An 18982-nucleotide genomic window follows, 5' to 3' on the forward strand; every position below is an offset into this window, starting at 1 on the left:
AATCATTCCTCAGAAGCATTTAAAGCAATTGATCAATCAAGATTTGGTTTCATCGTATCTGCGCTAAATTCTACATAGAAAGAACTTCTTCATATACCTCAAAAGAAATTTACTAAAACAATTTTATCTGCCTCAAATAAAGTGATAGAGTATTATAAAACTTCAAAAAGGATATACGGTGCAGAAAGAGATGTCTATGTTGTTTTAGACTCAAAAAAGAAGAAGAAATATGTAATCTTACTTAATGAGAAACTTAATGAAATAATCTCGAATATTAATGAATACTTTAATAATAGGCTTAACGTGAAGAAATGGCGTGATAAAGAGGCTGTTGAGAAGAAAATAGAGTCAATGATTGGAAAAAATCCATTTAGAAGCATTATAAATTTCAAAGTTTCTGGTAGCTATGGAAAAGTCACATTTAAGATAAAAATAGATGAGAAAGAGAAGAAAAAGCATATAGAAACCTTGGGAAAGACTATTCTATTTACAAATAGGTTAGATTGGCCTCCCGAATCGATAATTTGGGGATATCGTGAACAGTATATTGTAGAACACGCATTTCGTAAAATGAAATCTCCAACTTCTATCGCTATTCGTCCAATGTATCATTATTCAGATAGTTGTATTCGCGCCCATGTATTTATATGCGTTATTGCCTTGCTTCTGTTATCATTGCTTCGTTTAAAGCTAACAAGGAAATCTGTTCCTGTTTCCTATGAAGAATTGTTAGACGAATTAAGCTCTGTTCACGCATTGAGAATAAATACATCCCCAAAGTCAATTCCGTTATGGAAACTCGACTCTGTCAATGGTTTAGCCTTAAAATTAGTAAAAAAATTGAAATTAAAGAATTTACTAAAAGTTTAATAAAACATGCCCCCCAACTTTTTTATTGTAAGTCGCATTCATCGATGAATTTTCAACTATTTTTGAGAAAATATTTTTGTCGGATCGTTAACTTGTAAACTTAAGAAGTGGAATAAAAAAAAGTAAAGCATAATAAAATTCGATTTAACTAAAGACAGAAATATAAGAAAAATGATTATGAAATAGAAGTAAAAAAATCAATTTACTTTTTGAGTATAAGCATCGTGAATTCCATTCCCGCAAAAATGGGCTCGTACGAACCAGTACGTACCGAAAATTAAATGGAAGGTAGCGATACATTACTTACCCTTTAGATAGAGGATTCATCATGGAAAATAAAATGTTTTGCTATCAGTGCCAAGAAGCACTTAATAATAAAGGTTGTACCATACGCGGTGTATGTGGAAAACCATCAGATACGGCAAATTTGCAATACGCAGCGATATTTGTCTGTAAACAAATTGCATTTTGGAATAAACTTGCTCGAAGCTTGAAAATTGATACAACTCAAGGTTCACATTATATTATACAAATACTATTTGCAACAATTACAAATGCAAATTTTGATGATGCTTGGTTTTCAAGCCAAATTAAGCAAGGGTTTGAACTTCGACGGAAACTTAAGGCAGAGATCGAAGAGAAATCTTCAAATGTATCTGAACCAAAGGTAAATTTGAAAGATATTCCTGAATGGGCAGAGTGGGAAACTGAAGTCTCTAGCTCTGATATTACTGCTTTAGTTTTAAAAGGAAAGATGGAAGATCCTTTATCTGTTAAAAATGTTGATCTTCGCTCTTTAAAAGATTTAGCTGTTATTGGATTAAAAGGTTTAGCAGCATATTTAGAACATGCGATGGTGTTAGGCTTTGAAAAAGATGAAATTTATCAATTTTTGGAGCAAATATTGATCGATACACAAGATCGTTCTTTAACTGTTGAAGATTGGATTGGACTCGTAATGAAAGTCGGTGAATTTGGTGTCAAAGGAATGGCTCTTTTAGATGAAGCAAATACAACAACGTATGGTCATCCTCAACCGACTTCTGTAAATTTAGGGGTAAAAGAAGGACCGGCGATATTGGTTAGTGGTCATGATTTGCGCGATTTATATGAATTATTGGAGCAGACTAAGGATAAAGGAATTAATATTTATACTCATGGAGAAATGTTACCAGCTCATGCCTATCCAAAATTGAAAAAATACCCTCATTTGGTGGGAAATTATGGTGGATCTTGGTGGCATCAAACCAAAGAATTTGAATCTTTCAACGGCGCCATTTTAATGACCACCAATTGTTTGGTACCTCCTAAAAAGAGTTATAAAGATCGAATTTTCGTTACTGGAGCAGTTGGATTTACTGGGCTTCCCAGAATTCCTGATAGAGTGGATGATAAACCTAAAGATTTTTCAATGCTGATTAAGCGCGCTTTAGAATTGCCGGGTCCTACCCAGTTGGAGGAAGGAACTGTGATGACAGGATTTGCTCACGAATCAATATTAGGTGTTGCGGATAAAATTGTTGAAGCGATTAAAAGCGGTGCTTTACGACGATTTATAGTAATGGCTGGTTGTGATGGAAGAATGAAATCAAGACAGTATTATACAGATGTCGCTAAAAATCTTCCAAATGATACAATTATTTTAACCGCAGGATGTGCTAAATATCGCTATAACAAATTAGATTTAGGTGATATTGATGGAATTCCTCGAGTAATAGATGCAGGTCAATGTAATGATTCATATTCTTTGGCACTCGTTGCCTTAAAATTAACAGAAATTTTCAAGACTGATAGTATTAATGATCTTCCAATTTCATTTGATATTGCATGGTATGAGCAAAAAGCAGTTATAGTTTTGCTTGCTTTGCTCTATTTGGGAATAAAAAATATCCGTTTAGGTCCAACTTTACCTGCTTTCTTATCTGAAAATGTAATTAAGGTATTAGTCGAGAAATTCAATATCATGCCAATTAACTCTGTGCAAGGCGATATTGCTGATATGCTTGCAGGGAAATAGTTCAAAATAGATAAAAATATCTTCATTTCATCAGCAAATGCTATAATTTAATTGATAAATTCAATTATATTTCATCAAGTGTAGATTAGTTTTTTTTATTCTTTCTTTTTCATTTTCAGGATAAATTCATGAATAGATTGCTTAATTTTTTCAGTTTGTTCTGTTGTTTGCCGCTTTCTCATTTCATGGATCAGTTTTATACCATGTTTTTGCGTAATCTCTTCTATTTGCTGTGTGATTTCAGTAAATGCAGATACATCACCTCTGAAGCTTCTTTCAATTTGTTCTCGATATTTTCGGATAAATCGTTTTTGCAGACGTTCTAAAATTTTTTCTGCTAAATTAATAGGTCCTGCACGATCCATTAGAAGAACGGTAATTATTTCTTCATCTAGCGAGAAGATTAATCTTAGATTGTCAGTTTCTATTAATCTGATGTCTTCTCTTAATATTTCCTTTGAAAAAAGCATGAATGATGTAATTAATCCAGAAATCAAATTTCCATCAATTAATTCGCCCTTTTTAAATTCGTCAATAGTAGCATCCACCAAATTAAGCCCGCTTTCTCTCTGGAATATCCATAATTTGTACAATTTTAGCATACTTCAAGAAAAGCACCATTATCTAAAGAATATTTTGAATTACTGAAGTATAAATTGTTGAAATCTGAACTATTGATAATTAACTCTTTGATATCTGAAATGTTGATATATGAAATGTCTATATCTGAAATGTCGATATCTGAAATGTAGAATTTTAATTTGTTATAATTTAACATGCAGAATTTTGAATTAAAGATTAAGCCATCAAGAATTTTCCTAATTTCGATGAAATCAAGTGTAAATCTCCCGAAACTTTAAGAACTTTGTAATCCTTTCCTCGATGGTAACTAACATTGAGATCAATCCGCTTCTTCTTAAAATCCCCAATTGCCATCAAATCACGATCAGAACGGCATATACTTCCTTATAAAGATTGGCCAATTTATTTACTTGCTTTTATAAAAACTTTCTATCAATCTCTTTTCTCTTTAGCTCTTCCAAATTATTTAATTTATAATGATCTCATGAGTGCTGATTTAATTGGTGTAGTCTTATCTATGACTGCACTTTTTTATATTGTTACTCCATTTATTGGTCAAGTTATTGCAAAAAAAATTGGATATAGAAATACCATTATTATTTCTCTTCTATTAAGCTTGGTTTCCTATTCTACTCAAGTAATTATATTTACTACTCCGATACTAATTTTAATGCAGTTATTAGATGGATTGGCTTTAGGTCTGTTTTGGCCCAATTTAATGATGCAGATCAGCCTCTGGCAAGATTTATCATCAGAAACTCAAAATGATTTGAATTTTAAGCGATTTAATAAAAGTTGGAATTTTGGCCTCTTAGGTGGGTTTATCAGTGGATACCTGGTTGTGTTACAATTCCACAATGATTTCATTGCTCTAATTATTTCAGTAATCATGGCTTTATTGGTCATTCCTATTGGCTTTTTTGTTGATTCGGCATCAAAAATTGAAGAACTTAAGGAACAGAGTGCATCTACAATAGAAAAGAATAGTATTAAGATTCACCGCCCTGAAGAATCATTGGGAAAAGAATCTTCTTCTCAAAATTATATACATATTATAATCCCTGCCATGATTGCTTGGATGTTAAATTTAGGTTATACTACTGCAAAATCATTAATTAACTTTAATTTCCCATATAATCTAAAATCAGCAGGTTTTGGATCTGAATGGAGATATATTTTTATTTTTGGACAGCAAGCACTTCAAATTATTGCTTTAAATTTCATCGGGCCAAAATCATTGAAAAAAAAAGTGCGTTATGTAAAAATGTGTTTAATAATAGATCTTTTTATGGTTATCAGTTTGATTTTCGTGAAAAATATTTATTTTATAATCTGTGCAACCATATTTTTAGGATTTACTACGGGAATCAAGCAGGGATTTGTTATGAAAGTGAATTTTGATCATTCTGCTAAGACAGGAAATTCAAAATATATTAATATTGGTGAAATTATGGCTGGAATTGGCTTTGGAATTACCCCATTGTGGCTTGGGGCATTAATAAATTATACTTCATATATTTGGGGTTATGTAATTTATACTAGCATGTTTTTGCCGATTTTTATTTATTATTTTATTACAATAAGAAAATTGGGGAAAAAAGTGATAAGTAATGAATCGTAAAAATACTGAGAAACGTGTTGATTTTACCAAAAACCTTGCTAAAAAACGATGTTGGGAAAATATTAGTCCTTTGATGGTTAAATATCATGATGAAGAATGGGGAACGCCTCTCCATGATGATTATAAATTATTTGAGTTTTTAATTCTTGATGGGGCTCAAGCAGGATTAAGCTGGAACACTATCCTTAATAAAAGAGAAAATTTCAGAAAAGCCCTTGATGATTTTGACTATGAGAAAATAGCACAGTATCCTGAATCAAAAATTGAAGACCTGCTAAAAAATCCAGGAATTATCCGTAATAAATTGAAAATCCAATCTTTTATTAGCAATGCTAAAGCTTTTTTGGGAATTCAAAAAGAATTTGGTTCGTTTGATAAATATATATGGGATTTTGTTGATGGAGTTTCTGTTCAAAATCAATGGCGATCATGGGATGAAGTTCCCGCAAAAACAAGCCTATCTGAGAAAATTAGTAAAGATTTGAAGAAACGCGGGTTTAAATTTGTCGGACCAACAATTATTTATGCATTTATGCAGGCAATTGGAATGGTTAATGATCATTTAGTAGATTGCTTTCGCTATTCTGAATTATCTAAATAAGATTTTAATCTCAAACTTATTTACACTCTTTAAGGATAATTTAACGACAATTATTTATAAATCGTAAATTTTAAACCAGTGTATATTAGTGCGAATAAGTTTAGTTGCATTCTTCAAATAAAAAAAAAATTAAAATTTGCGAAGAAAATCAGTGAAATTTTCTCCTAATATTCCACTAACTTCATTTTCTGAAATTCCCGTTACAATAAAATCATCTTTTAAACTGCTGAAATCTGCTGGATAGTGAAAATTTTCCATGATTCCTGGAAGTCCATTGATATCTGTACCAATCGCTACGTGTTTAGATCCAATTAAAGAAGAGATATATTTTGCATGTTTGGCTAAATCTTTCCGTTGTTTAGTTCCATAAGAATTTATATAGAAGGGCCACACACCAATAATTCCTTGTTTTTCTGCAATTTTCTTAATTAATTCATCAGAAATATAGCGGGGAAAATTTGGTTGGAGTGCTAAAGCGCCTGTATGACTGGCAATTATTGGCTGATTGGAATGTTCTATTGCGTCAAAGGCTGTTTCTTCACAAGAGTGGGCTATGTCAACAATAATATCTTGAAGATTCATCTCTTCAATTACTTTTTTTCCAAAATCAGTTAATTTGCCGTATTTCTTAACTGGAAGTGTTTCACTATTTTTAAAAAGTTCTGGTAAAGACAATGTTGAATAACCGATACAATTATCCGCAGAATGAACAATAGTAATTGCCCTAACTCCCATATCATGTATTTCTCTTATTCGTTCAATTCGTTCATTAAGAAAATCTCCTCCTTCTACTGCTAAAAGAATTAGTGGTTGATGATTTTCTTCTGCTTCTTTTATTGAATCAGGATTTTGATAAATAAGTGCTCCGATTTTTTCCGCTTGTTTTCGTATTTTTTTTAATTGAGTTTTTACTGCGTGATAGGCATTAAAACCATATAATCCTGTTACTATTTTATCACCTACTGCATTAACGACTGTAAAACATAAATCAGAAGTAGGAAAATCTTTCAATGATGATAATTTAAACCATGGAGGCATTTCTTTCCTATTAATATATCTATATATTAATCGAAAAGGCTGAGGTATCATATTATGAGGATGAATGTGAATATCTGCAATTTGCACCATAATGCAAATATCGGCGTTTTTATAAATATAATTTGTGGTTTTAATTTTGATATAAAAGAACTTTTCTTCCCAATTTTTCTCTTCGAATAAGCTTCAATTCTTCTAATTTATCTAGATGGTATTGAACACTCTTTCGATTTAAGTCAAGTCTTTTAGCAATTTTTCCTTGATAAATCCCAGGATTTTCTCCAATGATTTTAAGGATTTCAAGAGTAGTTTTAGATTTTGCTATTGTAGGATCTAAATTAGCGAATGGATTTTTGTCTAAATAAGGATAGAATATTAAGTATTTTCCCAAACGCTGCTTTTGAATAATTTTGTATGTTTCTAAGATATCTAAATGCCAAGCTAAATTCGAGGGTGATGTATCAATTTCACGGAGCAATTCACTGTAATGAATCCCAGGGCGTTCAAGAATCAAGGTGATTAGGTTCATTCTGATTTCATTTTCCAGAACTTCTTCCATCGTTAATCGATGTGGGGCAGTATGCATGGGAAGATAGCGATTTAGCAAATATTGTCGAAATTCGGGAACACTCATATATAAAATGAAGAGAACAGTACTAACCAATCCTGTTATCAGAATTATCCACATCCATATAGGGGTTGAATTTCTATTCAAATCAGTTCCTGAACTTGGGAAAAAAGTATTTTCTACTCCAATCTTTGGATCATGAATTATGGAATTTCCTTTCGGATAGGCAAAGAATAATTGATATTCTGTGAATTTTTCTTCATCTGGATAAAAAATGGATGATTTCATTTCTTTTTGCTTTCCATCTACGGATATATCATTTGTCCACGTAAAATATGATGGATAATCCGCTTGAACTGATTTGATTCCTTGTTCATTAGTTGAAATATTATGGCTTTCATCTTCAGTGATTTCCTGTTCTACGATATTATATGTGTTTTCTATCGAAATTTGTAGAGCCAGCAAACCATTTTCTGAAGTAAAAGGAAAATTTACAAAATTCAAATCAATTTTTAGTTGGTTTGGTAATATTACCATATTTTGGGAAATCAATGCATCGCTGGATATTATTACTGTAGGTTGAAAGATTTTTGAAGTATCTTCTAATTGAAAGGTATAAAGAGAGATATTGCCTTGTTCTATTTTTGATTGATTTATTACATGAATACCTTGAAGTGAAATTTGTTGAATTATTTGATCATTATCAATATCATACTTTCCATCTTTATTTGTATCGTTGAATTCTATTAAGGTATCGAATCGAATTTTGAATTCACTGGATATTTTAGGGAGTAATGCATTAGCTCGATATTCTACTTTGATTTCCATTCCTTCATTTTGATTAAGAGAAATTTTAAATTCAAAATTATCATTTTTTTCATTTGAATTTTGTTCGCTTTCAATTTTTAAAAGATCTTCTGTAATATCTGTTTTGATTGATCTCGCTTTATTTGCTTGTTCTTTTCCAAAATCAGAGTGGCTACTCGCTGATGTGAGGTTGATTGTATTTTCCATTATCAGAAAAGAAAGAATGAATGTCATAAAAAGAAGAACATTTAAAATCAATTTTCGCTTCATTATGCATCTATAATTATTATATCATCAATTTGCTTATAAAATAATAAGAGGGATCTTCTCCGTATGCTTATGTAATTATGATTTTATTTGATAGATCATGATATGATGATTATAAAAAATCTAAGTTATTTAATAAATTAATCGTGCATCATTGTATTAACCAAAATCACGCATTAATTCTTGAATAATTAGTTTTCGTAGATTAGAAAGAAAAACAGATGTTATTTCATTAACTTCATGTATTGTTTTTAATTGCATTTCGATTAATGATTCTAATTTCTGTTGATCATAAAAAATAGGGCTGATCTCATCAGGATAAATAATACATATTAAGAAAAATGTGATACCTTTATTACGTGTTTTTTTTTGAGTAGGATCAAATAACGTTAAACTATATACTAGTGCTTTTAAATTTGATGTTCCAAATGGATATGGGCCAAATAATCCGGTGTGATAATCTCTTCCATGACCTAAACTTACAGGGTATAGACTCCCCACCAATTTAATCTGTTGAGTGTATCTATTGTCTGAAATATCAATATTATCTACAGCATGAATCAAAGGTCCAAGATTATCATCTATTTTATAGGAAACAATGAATATTTTGTTTTGATCTTCTTTTATTATAGAATGTCCTGTATATTGAGAGATTATTTGTTGGATTTCTTCGAGAGTAATACTAAATAGAATTTTATCTGATAATTCTTCTTTTTGAAGATTCTTAACATTATTTATAATAAAATTTAATCTTTCTCTAGCACGTTGTACTTGTATTGTCAATCCTCGTGATTCTGCTAATTGCATTGATTCAGAAAGAAGAGATTCCGCTTTATCAAATTGAAATTTGACAGTATAAAGCATTGCATGAACAATACTCGCATTAATGTAAAACGGCATTAAGCCCCTCTCTAAAGCCAAATCCCTCGCTTGATTAATATATTTAATTGCTTCAGAATAACTTGAATCATCTTTATTATCTTCCTTATATCGAAGTAATCCTACTTCAGCTAAAAAAATAAGTGTTTGAAACCGTAATTCGATGTGTTTTGATTTTTTCGTAAGTTTATATGCTTCTTTAAGGAGGAATTCAGCTTCCCATAAATCTAACTGTGATACGTTTATTCTTGCGCGTTCTAGTAAAACTTTGGCTCGCGCTATTTCTGATTTTAATTTCCAAGCAATCTCATTTGCTTTCTTTAATATTTTGTAAGCTTCATTATTATTATTCTCTCGATGATAGATTTCAGCTAGCATTGAAAGAATATTTGTCTCTGGAAGATTTATTCCAGAATAGAACATTAAGCTTTGTGCTTGGTTTAACAATTCTTTTGCTTTTTTTATTTTTCCTGTTCGTAACCATAATTTTGCATAGTTTTCAAGCATATTGATATGTGAAAATTTATCATCAATTTCTTCATAAAATACTTTTGATTGTTCAAAAAGATATTCTGCTTTTGAAAAATCTCCAGTATCAATACATAAAGCGGCATAATTTTCACAAGTTAATGCAATATTTCTAATATCTCCCATTTTTTCTGCAAATTTTAATGTTTTTTCATAAATTTTCTTTGCCTGTGAATATTCACCTATTGATCGTAAAGACCCAGCATAATTATTACCAAAAATTAAAATACCTCTAAGGAATTTTATTTCTGTGGCACGTTCTGTGCAATGTTTATAAATTTCGACCGATTCTTCAATATTTCCCCTGTCTTCTTCAATAATTGCAATATTATTTAGTGCATTTAAGGCAATCGTTTCATCGGATTTTTCTGTTAATTTCAGTACTCTTTGAAATATTCTTTTCGCCTCATCTAGCAAACCTTGTGAATAACGAATTATTGCTAATCTATTCAAAGCAAATGCTTCTTTAGTTTGATCTTTTAATGATTTAAAAATAGCTATTGCTTGTTCTAGGCGCTGTACTGCAGAATCAAAATTTCCTGTGTCTTTATCAATTGTACCTAAACCTACTAAAGCTTCTGCATTTTCTTTATGTAAATTTTTTTCTTGACTAGTTTCAAGAATTTCGAGAAAAAGTTTTCTTGCTTCATCCAATTTTGAATTTAACCAGTAACAATTTGCTAATTCTACTTCAAGTTTTAATTTCTGGATTGGAGAGAGTTTATTTCGAAGATACTTTTTGATTTCTTCTTCAGCTTTTAAATAATTCACTTTTGATAAATGCTGAAGTTCTTTATATCGTTCTTCAAAATTTTCCATTTAATTCCACCAGAATCATGCTCACTCTTAAAATTTTTAATGTTCTATATGAATTAATTATATTCATGCCTAAATTTGTTTTCCATAAAGGATAGTAGAATTTATCAAGCAACAAAATCAAAAAAAAAAGATAAAAAGATTAAAATTGTTTAAAAAAATTCAATTTCTATTCTTATACTTGAGTAATTTTCAGCTTTGGTTTAAGTGGTGAGTTTCCTGCCATGTTATAAATAATTGGACAGTGTGAAAATACTTTTTCCATCATTTCTTCTACTTTTTCTTTTGGTGCAGAAGATTTAATTCTAATTACAGGCTCTAATTTATCATAACCAGGTGCTATGTTATCATCAATCCCAAAAATGCCTGCTAAATTAATGTGACCACGACTGAAAACTTTCATCTCTTCAATAGGGACATTCATAATTTTGGACCAAAATTTAGTTACAGCAATAATACAAGCTCCAACACTACCTAAAATTGCTAACAGAGGACTGGGTCCTTCGTTGGTTCCGTCCAACCCTACTGGTGCATCGATTAAAAAAACAAAAGGTTTGGTATCCATTTTAATTTCAACTTGTGCACCTTTAGGGAGCATGGTGCATTCAACATTAAAGTTCTTTTCACCTTTTGAGATATCAGCTTTTATTGCTTCATATGTTTCTGCAAAGCTTGGCATAATTTTCGAATCCTTCATTTGATTTTTCAAAATATAATAATAGAATAAATTTCTATTAGAATTTAATAGAATGATTATTCAAATCAAAAAAAAGCAGATTCTATTTAATTCTTATGCAAATATATTCAATTTTGATCATAAATATGGGCAAGAATAAATATATTCGATCATAATTTGGAAAAAAGTTACTTTATTGAAGTTATAATGATTTTGCGTTTTTTAAAAGAGTAATTTTTCGAATTTCCTCTTTTTCTGACAGAATTATTTTTTTTTGAATTCTTTTGTAAAGATAATCCTTTTCTGTATATATTTGATGATTTTGATATATTTTGTGAAGAAAATTTCTTCCTTTTTTGTTTTAAAGATTTTTTAAGCAGATCGGTTTTTATATAGGAATGGGTATCGCTTTTTTTTTTATTATTAAGAATTTTTGTAGGACTTTTTGGTATAGGACGTCTTTCAATCTTTTTTTTTAGTAATTTTTCAATATTTTTTAGATATATTCGATTATCTGAAGACACAAGTGAGATTGCTTTACCAGTTGTAACATTTCTCTCAATTCCAGCGGTTCTAGCAGTTCGGCCAATTCTATGAACGTAATCTTCAGGATCACGAGGAATATCATAATTAAAAACATGAGACACTTTAGGAAAATCTAAACCACGCGCTAAAACGTTAGTGCCAACTAAGCAATTTATTTCTCTTTTTCGAAACATTGAAACAGTTTTTTCTCGTTTTGCTTGAGTTAAATCACCATGGACATATCCTACTTTTAATTTAAATGTTAAATTTCGCTCTTGACTTAATCGATGTGATATTTTTTCGGCATTTCGCTTGGTTTTTGTAAAGATTATTGAAAAATCGGGGCGTTCTTCATTTAATATTCTAATAAAATTCCAGAATTTATTATTTTCGATATTATATGCATATTGATCACAATTTTCTACAGTTAGGGAATCTTTACTAACATCAATTTCATGTACAATATCGTTTTTTGTGAATTTTCGGATGATATCTTTAATTTCGGCTAATAAAGTTGCAGAAAATAAGAATAAACGTGGTGAAATATTTTTCATAGATTTGATAAGGATGAATTCGATATCTGGAAGAAAACCCATGTCCAACATGCGATCTGCTTCATCTAAAGCTACAAATTTTACCTGTCTGAAATTTATCTCTCCGCGTTTTATTAAATCAATTAATCTTCCTGGAGTTGCAATTAATATTTGCCCCCCTTTGTGGATTTGCTCTATTTGAACACGAATCGAAGCGCCACCATAAACTTCGACAATTTTTACTTTTTTATACATAGTAATCGATCGGAATACAGAAGCGTTCTGTTTACATAATTCACGAGTCGGAACAATAACAACTGCCTGAATGTGGTGATTTTTAGGATTTATTTTTTCAATTATTGGAATTGCAAAAGCTAATGTTTTTCCGGAACCAGTTTTCGCTTGGCCAATGACATGTGACTTTTGCTTAGAAAGACCGTAAGGAATGCATTGTTCTTGGATTTCAGTGGGGGAAGCTATATTATTCTCTTCCAACGCCTGGATTATTCGAGAATCGATATTCATATCTGTAAATAACATAAATTTAACCTACTAAAAAGAGTAAAAAAGCATTTTTTTTTGATGATTTTTATTCTTTATCTAACTGGAATAACGAAACATTGCATATTTATTTTATTATCGTTGAATAACTTTTTATCACAGAACTTTAATTAGTATATCAATTATTCTTTAGGAGAGAAATAATTTATCGATTCATAGTTACAAGAAAAAAGGAAGAGCCAGGATTATTTCCACTTAATGCTTTTAAAAAATAACCATCTTTTTTCATGTCTTGAAGAAATTTTTTAGAACGTATGTAATTTTTCAAAACTTGGCCTGAATGAAAACCATGAACGATTTCGATAACATGGTCATTTTTCAAGTCAAGTTCTCGAATTGCATAACTAATTTCTACGATTGCATCTGATAATTCATATCCATGAAGATCGATTTTCATTTTTTTCTAAATAGGCATAGTGAAATGATTGTTAAAAATTCTGAGATACAAAAAAGATCAGGAAAAAAATTTTTTATTTTAATTCAACAATAGTATAATAGGAATTTACTCTGGTAAATGATTATAGAAAAAGTGTTGTGAATTAAAATGCAATGGAATCGTTTTATTTGGTGTAAAACTAACTTCACTCGTTGGCTCACTGCGTCGGGTAGAAATAACTAAAATTACCCGTAGTAAGTGAGGTTTCAAATAATCGATTGCATTGCTTTAGGAACAAATCTTCTTGTATTTTGCTTTCAATATATGGGAGATATGGCGTTTTGCAGTGTTTTGATTTAATATATCCTTTCTTGCGTAGCAGTGAGCGAATTTTTGAACACTTCAAAATAGATCCGGTAAATTTAACCAAGATTAATATAATGTAACTCTGGCAGGATTCAATAAAAATGGGATTCTATTCATCTTATTGGAAAGAAATATAACTTCCAGTTGCATGACCATTTCTGCCTGTCTCCCCTAATTTTCTTTAGAATCATAATTTTCTGAGAAAAATATAAAGATTTTTATGTTTGTGTAGATATTTTACATATATTGGATTTTACTTTATTATAATCAACTGATAATGAAATCAATTTCAATATAATGTGATAGAAAAATGAAAAAAGCAGGAAGAAATTTCCTTAATATTAAGGTTTATCCATTTCCATTTGGAAGCACTTCTCTCACTAATTGATTTTTATAACTATGATTTCTTTCTTGTAAAAAACCGAATATTTTATTAAGGGTTTAGAAAGAATTAAGGATCGAATTAAAATAGATACTGATTTAACCATTTTAGCTTCAATTGCCCATGTTTTTAACAGAATCTTAAAAATTATTTAAAAAAATCAGAATTTGAATAAAACACTTTAAGTCTTTTTTTTTGAAAAAATAGAGAAAATATCATAAAAATGAATCAATTAGTGAGAAAAAATGAATGAAAATATGAATAATATTAAAAATCAGAAAATTGGGGCATTAATTGTAATGGAAATTGTAAAAAAGCTCTTTCCCGAAATTATTTTGATTCATGCACATGCTGATAATAATTCTTTCTATTATGAATTTGGAGTGAAAAAAGCATTATCTAATGATGATATAGCTGTAATAAAATCTCATGTGAGCTTATATGCTAGTAAAATTTCTTCGATCCAGCAGTATAAAATAAGGAAAGAAGATGCTTTTTGGTTATTCCGCTCAGAACCTGTGAAATTGATGCAATTAAGTGAAAATAGATCGAGAGCGCCCAAGATTTGTCAAATTAATGAATTTTATGATTTATGCGAAGAATCTCTTGAAATTGATCCATCCAATCGATTTCATATTGTAAATATTCAAGGAAAGATTCCTATGCAAGAAATTGGTAATCTTCCATGGATCAAACAAAGAATTTATGGTTCAGTTCGAATTTAAATCTTTTTTTAAGAAACGTCCATTTTTTCCTTTTTCTTTCTTTTTTTTTTACGCTTCTTTAGTGAATTTCTTGTATTATCTCCAGGTTGGCTCTAAAAGGATTCTTTATCCTTTTTTTTGGGAATTGAAATAATTCCAGGAAAGATTTGTAACTAATCACACATAATGTGCGAATAAGTTCAGTTTTTTTTATGTACCTTATAGTTGTTCTATGTTCAATTAGAATTATTTTCGATTTGATTAAAATACCATTCAAGAATGTTAAAAATCAGTGTGGTTTGTTCAATTAATAAATTATGACCTGCAGCATCTATTATAAAAAAAGAAGCGTGGGAGAATTGAGATAAAAATTGCCAATGATCTTTATATCCTACTGTACTATCTTGCTTTCCAAGTAAAAATAATGTTGGAAATTGATAAGATTGCTTTAAATCTTGCATGCTTTTGAGAAATGGGTAATGGTGATGGAAAAATTCCGAAATAAATGATTTATCTACGGTTGAAAATGCAGATCTAATATATTTTGAAAAAAGTTTCCAATTTTCTGGTGAAATAATTACTGTATTTTTTAAATAATCTTGTCGTTCTTCTTCAGAAAGACTTACCAAAAATTTCGGGTTTTTCTTTATAATTTGCCGATGTGGAACATTTCTTTTATCAACTTCAGGAATTACCACTGGACAAATTAGAATTGCAGCGATTATCGACATAGGAATGTGATACATTATTCCTTGAGCTAGATATCCGCCATAACTCTGTCCTATAAGAATAAATCGGGAATCTCCAATTGTATTTTTGATAAATTTAAGTAATAACTTTAGAATGTCATCAGAACTGCGAATTTTTGAATTTGGGGGTGTTTTTCCCATTCCTGGAAGATCTAAAAAAATTCGTTGGAATGAAAATTTTGGGTGATTTTGGAAAAATGATTCAAAAATAAAAAACAAGGTTCGATGATCTACTCCCAATCCATGCAAGAAAAGAATAGGGATTCCATCTCCAATTATTTGATAAAAGATTCCAGTGGTCTCATCTTGATAATTCATAATTTTTATTCTATTTTCAACTATTTAATGCTCTTGGTGATTAAGTTTGATTTAATATTTGTGATAAAATCAGACTTAACTCACCTAAATTGTAAGGTTTTTTGAGAACACCGCTGTATCCAAATTTTCGATAATTGTTAAAGATTGGATCTCCACTGTATCCGCTGGAAACAATAGCTTTGACTTTAGGATCTACATATTTCAAAATTAATGAGCCAAATTCTCCAACTCCTCCTATCTCTGAAAAATCTAATATAACTGCATCAAATGGAGTTCCCTCTTTCTGATTCTTAATATAAGTCGCCAAGGCATTTTTTAAATTAATCGAAGTTTTAACTTTATATCCCAATCTGTTGATCATTTTTCTTCCAGTTTCCAAAATTGCCTCATTATCATCCATCAAAAGAATTGTTCCTTTTCCCAAAACCAAAGATTTTACATTATCTTGTATGATATTAGGAAAGATATGATTTTTATTATTATCAATTTCTTGTATTTTCTTTTTGGCAATTAATTCGATTTCTTTAGAAGATGTTGCTGAGCTAATATTTTTCGAGATATTTAATAATTGAAAAATGAGATTTCTCGCACGGATGCATGCATGTTCTGTTTCATCCAAGTTTTTAAATATTTCACTTTTTTCAGGAACTTCTAATTTAGACAAATTTACATTGCCCAATATAGTTGCTAATATATTGTTTAATGTGTGGCCTATAGTCCGCCCCAAAATACTGACAGCACCTAATTTTTGCTCTAATTCTGCTATTTTCTTTGCTTGACGGTGAATTCCATCTTTACCAATTGTCAAAGTTGCAGTTATCTCAGGTTTTATATTATTTTCAATTGAAAATTGATGAATTGATTGCTTTTTTTTATCAGTATTTTTATTTTTTATTCTATTCCAATTTTTTTCAATCTCAGATAATATTTTCATGAATTTTTCTTGAACACTTCCACAATCTTCTTCAATTTCATGAATAGAAGATAAATTACTCTCAAAATAGTGTTCTAACATTCTTTCTAAAACAGTTTTAGCTATTTGTTCAGGAGTTTCTTTCTTTGCAATTACAACAAAAAGATCATTATTTTTAGTTTTTTCAGTATAAATTTTATATTGAGAAAATTCAAGATATCGGAGTGGATCACTACCAAAAAATACTTCACTTGAAGAAGAAATAGCGCTGAAAAATCCAGAGAAAAATAATTCATTCATATTCCATGTTTCTTTAGCATTTTCGGGCGAAAACCATTTAAAATAAGGTACTCCTGAAGGACGAATCCATAAAAATCCGCATAAATTCTGATAAATTTTCGAATTAAATAAAATCACAAGATCTGCCTCAAAAATGTATTATTCGATCTGACTGAGAAATATAGTTTCTATGCATATAAAATTTAAAGTTTTTCAGAAATTTCCAAAAGAATTATTCAGATATTTCCAAAAGAATTTTTTATATCTTTCTAAATAAAAAAAATCGAAAAAAAGCTAAAAAAGGGGGTGATTTAGAATACATTTCTGACTATTAACTTATTCGCACTCATAAGTTAATAATAATAATAAATTTACTTTCTACATTTAAATAAAATGTTTGCGATATCATGATCAAATTGTTATTATTTTAAAAACCGTTTTATATAAACGATCGTTTATTGTAAACAATTATAATTTTATGATATTATGTGAAAAAATTATGGAAACTACACGCCTTACAAATGGGTATACTCGGATTTCTAAGTCTAAAACAATTGCTTTTGGGTTAGGACCTCTTGCTGACCAAATGTCTCATCAAATGTTTACATTTCTCGTTTTTACTTTTTACTATGCTGTTGTTCAAATAAATATTAATCACTTGATGATTGGATTTATTGTATTTGCAATTTGGGATTCAATTAACGACCCGTTGCTTGGACCAATCTCAGATAGGACACAAAGTCGATTTGGACGCAGGGGTTTTTGGATTTTGTTAAGTACAATTCCATTTGGAATTTCCAATGTTTTATTATTTACAGTAGGTGTTCATTGGAGTTACTGGATGAAATTTACATATATGTTACTTATCATTATGATATATGATGCAATATATACCATTTTTTCATGTAATCAATTAGCTTTATTTTCAGATATGTTTGAAACCGAAGAAGAGCGTGGATATGCAAATTTATGGAAATCGGTATTAACAATTGTTGGTGTAATTATTGGATTCGTTTTGCCCACTATTTTTATTAAACCGATGACTCCGCAAACAGGAGAAACTGAAGAATTAATTTCAATTACAGATAGTTATATTTTAACTGGGATTGTTGTTGGAATACTCACTATCATAGCAGGATTAACCTTTTTCCGTTGGGGTATGCAAGAAAATATTCATCATCAACCTTCAGAATCTGAGGATGCACCTGGCTTTTTCCAAATGATTCGAGATATCTTATCAAATCGTGATTTTATGATGTTTACTCTTGCCAATCTTGTAAAATGGTTTGTATTTAAATTATTAACTACGATTGTGCCTCTTTATGCTATATTTGTTTTAGGAATCGCAGAGGGGGGAATTTTAGTTTCTTCAATTCTATTAGTTGCATTTTTATCCGCAACAGCCGCGTTTCCATTAATGAAATCAATTGGATTAAGATTCGGATGGAGAAATGGTTTTATTATGTCTTCGGTTTTTTGGATATTTGCATTAATTCCTTTCTGGTTCTTGGAAAATCAACCGTATTGGGCCATATTCTGCATGATTTTCGTGGGTGTAGGTCTTTCTGGAGCAATGTACTTTGTTGAACCGATTATTGGTAACATTGTCGATGAAGATGAACTACGATCAGGTCAGAGACGAACTGGGACATTTTATGGTATTAATGGCCTAATTAATCGATATTCTACTATTTTGGTATTTGTAGTTATTGCAGTGGTTCTTACAGGCTATGGGTGGGAAGATTTCTTGGTTAAACCGACTTTAGAACAACAACAGAATATGATTTTAGGATTGAAATTATTAATGACTCCAATTTCGATGGTAGGATTGTTGCTTGTAATCATGTTTTTATCTTTGTACAAATTACATGGTGTTAAACTTCGAAATATTCAAGAACAACTGAGATTGAAAAGAAAAATCAAAATAAATGGCTCTGAATAGGTATATTTCTATTCTTTTTTTCTAATTTCTTTAATTTTTTTTTTACATCTTAGATCTAAGGTAATAC

Annotated in this window: 17 protein-coding genes; 6 read left to right on the forward strand and 11 right to left on the reverse strand. The window is 30.0% G+C overall.

Annotation, left to right across the window (positions count from 1 at the left end):
- Positions 1-141 precede the first annotated feature (141 nt).
- Complete coding sequence (locus ACXLDF_RS01900) at positions 142-870, forward strand: IS1634 family transposase (RefSeq protein ID WP_457556798.1); 729 nt, start codon at positions 142-144, stop codon at positions 868-870.
- Positions 871-1210: 340 nt separating this feature from the next.
- Positions 1211-2887, forward strand: a complete 1677-nt coding sequence (gene hcp, locus ACXLDF_RS01905) for a hydroxylamine reductase (protein ID WP_457556884.1) — start codon at positions 1211-1213, stop codon at positions 2885-2887.
- Between the two features lie 95 nt (positions 2888-2982).
- On the opposite strand, the gene ACXLDF_RS01910 is transcribed toward hcp, so the two are convergent.
- Together ACXLDF_RS01910 and ACXLDF_RS01915 are read right to left on the reverse strand one after the other, a co-directional pair.
- A complete protein-coding gene (locus ACXLDF_RS01910) occupies positions 2983-3489 on the reverse strand; it encodes a hypothetical protein (RefSeq protein WP_457556799.1) in 507 nt (168 codons plus the stop codon).
- Positions 3483-3665: a hypothetical protein gene (locus ACXLDF_RS01915; protein ID WP_457556800.1), complete on the reverse strand. Its 183-nt coding sequence runs from the start codon at positions 3663-3665 to the stop codon at positions 3483-3485. Before ACXLDF_RS01915 ends, ACXLDF_RS01910 begins: the two co-directional genes overlap by 7 nt.
- 117 nt (positions 3666-3782) lie before the next feature.
- On the opposite strand from ACXLDF_RS01915, the gene ACXLDF_RS01920 reads away from it, so the two are divergent.
- Together ACXLDF_RS01920 and ACXLDF_RS01925 are read left to right on the forward strand one after the other, a co-directional pair.
- On the forward strand, positions 3783-5090 hold the full coding sequence (locus ACXLDF_RS01920) for an MFS transporter (RefSeq protein ID WP_457556801.1): 1308 nt from the start codon (positions 3783-3785) through the stop codon (positions 5088-5090).
- A complete protein-coding gene (locus ACXLDF_RS01925; protein WP_457556802.1) occupies positions 5080-5691 on the forward strand; it encodes a DNA-3-methyladenine glycosylase I in 612 nt (203 codons plus the stop codon). Before ACXLDF_RS01920 ends, ACXLDF_RS01925 begins: the two co-directional genes overlap by 11 nt.
- Before the next feature lie 129 nt (positions 5692-5820).
- On the opposite strand, the gene ACXLDF_RS01930 is transcribed toward ACXLDF_RS01925, so the two are convergent.
- The 7 genes from ACXLDF_RS01930 to ACXLDF_RS01960 form a co-directional block, all read right to left on the reverse strand.
- A complete protein-coding gene (locus ACXLDF_RS01930; protein WP_457556803.1) occupies positions 5821-6819 on the reverse strand; it encodes a dipeptidase in 999 nt (332 codons plus the stop codon).
- A 40-nt stretch (positions 6820-6859) separates the two neighbouring features.
- Positions 6860-8371, reverse strand: a complete 1512-nt coding sequence (locus ACXLDF_RS01935; protein ID WP_457556804.1) for a winged helix-turn-helix transcriptional regulator — start codon at positions 8369-8371, stop codon at positions 6860-6862.
- 156 nt (positions 8372-8527) lie between these two features.
- Positions 8528-10594: a tetratricopeptide repeat protein gene (locus ACXLDF_RS01940; RefSeq protein WP_457556805.1), complete on the reverse strand. Its 2067-nt coding sequence runs from the start codon at positions 10592-10594 to the stop codon at positions 8528-8530.
- Between the two features lie 172 nt (positions 10595-10766).
- On the reverse strand, positions 10767-11288 hold the full coding sequence (locus ACXLDF_RS01945) for an OsmC family protein (RefSeq protein WP_457556806.1): 522 nt from the start codon (positions 11286-11288) through the stop codon (positions 10767-10769).
- Between the two features lie 167 nt (positions 11289-11455).
- Positions 11456-12865, reverse strand: a complete 1410-nt coding sequence (locus ACXLDF_RS01950; RefSeq protein ID WP_457556807.1) for a DEAD/DEAH box helicase — start codon at positions 12863-12865, stop codon at positions 11456-11458.
- 166 nt (positions 12866-13031) lie between these two features.
- Entirely contained in the window at positions 13032-13283 is a 252-nt protein-coding gene (locus ACXLDF_RS01955) for a Smr/MutS family protein (protein ID WP_457556808.1), read from the reverse strand.
- A gap of 105 nt (positions 13284-13388) precedes the next feature.
- A complete protein-coding gene (locus ACXLDF_RS01960; protein WP_457556809.1) occupies positions 13389-13532 on the reverse strand; it encodes a hypothetical protein in 144 nt (47 codons plus the stop codon).
- A 723-nt stretch (positions 13533-14255) separates the two neighbouring features.
- On the opposite strand from ACXLDF_RS01960, the gene ACXLDF_RS01965 reads away from it, so the two are divergent.
- Positions 14256-14735 (forward strand): hypothetical protein, encoded by a 480-nt coding sequence (locus ACXLDF_RS01965; RefSeq protein WP_457556810.1) that lies wholly within the window; start codon positions 14256-14258, stop codon positions 14733-14735.
- Between the two features lie 215 nt (positions 14736-14950).
- On the opposite strand, the gene ACXLDF_RS01970 is transcribed toward ACXLDF_RS01965, so the two are convergent.
- A complete protein-coding gene (locus ACXLDF_RS01970; protein ID WP_457556811.1) occupies positions 14951-15781 on the reverse strand; it encodes an alpha/beta fold hydrolase in 831 nt (276 codons plus the stop codon).
- A gap of 40 nt (positions 15782-15821) precedes the next feature.
- Complete coding sequence (locus ACXLDF_RS01975; protein WP_457556812.1) at positions 15822-17111, reverse strand: response regulator; 1290 nt, start codon at positions 17109-17111, stop codon at positions 15822-15824.
- 361 nt (positions 17112-17472) lie between these two features.
- Here ACXLDF_RS01975 and ACXLDF_RS01980 point away from each other — a divergent pair, with 361 nt between their 5' ends.
- The gene (locus ACXLDF_RS01980; protein WP_457556813.1) at positions 17473-18915 is read left to right on the forward strand and encodes an MFS transporter; all 1443 of its coding nucleotides are present in this window, start codon (positions 17473-17475) and stop codon (positions 18913-18915) included.
- Positions 18916-18982 lie beyond the last annotated feature (67 nt).

The organism is Candidatus Harpocratesius sp., assembly GCF_054039255.1.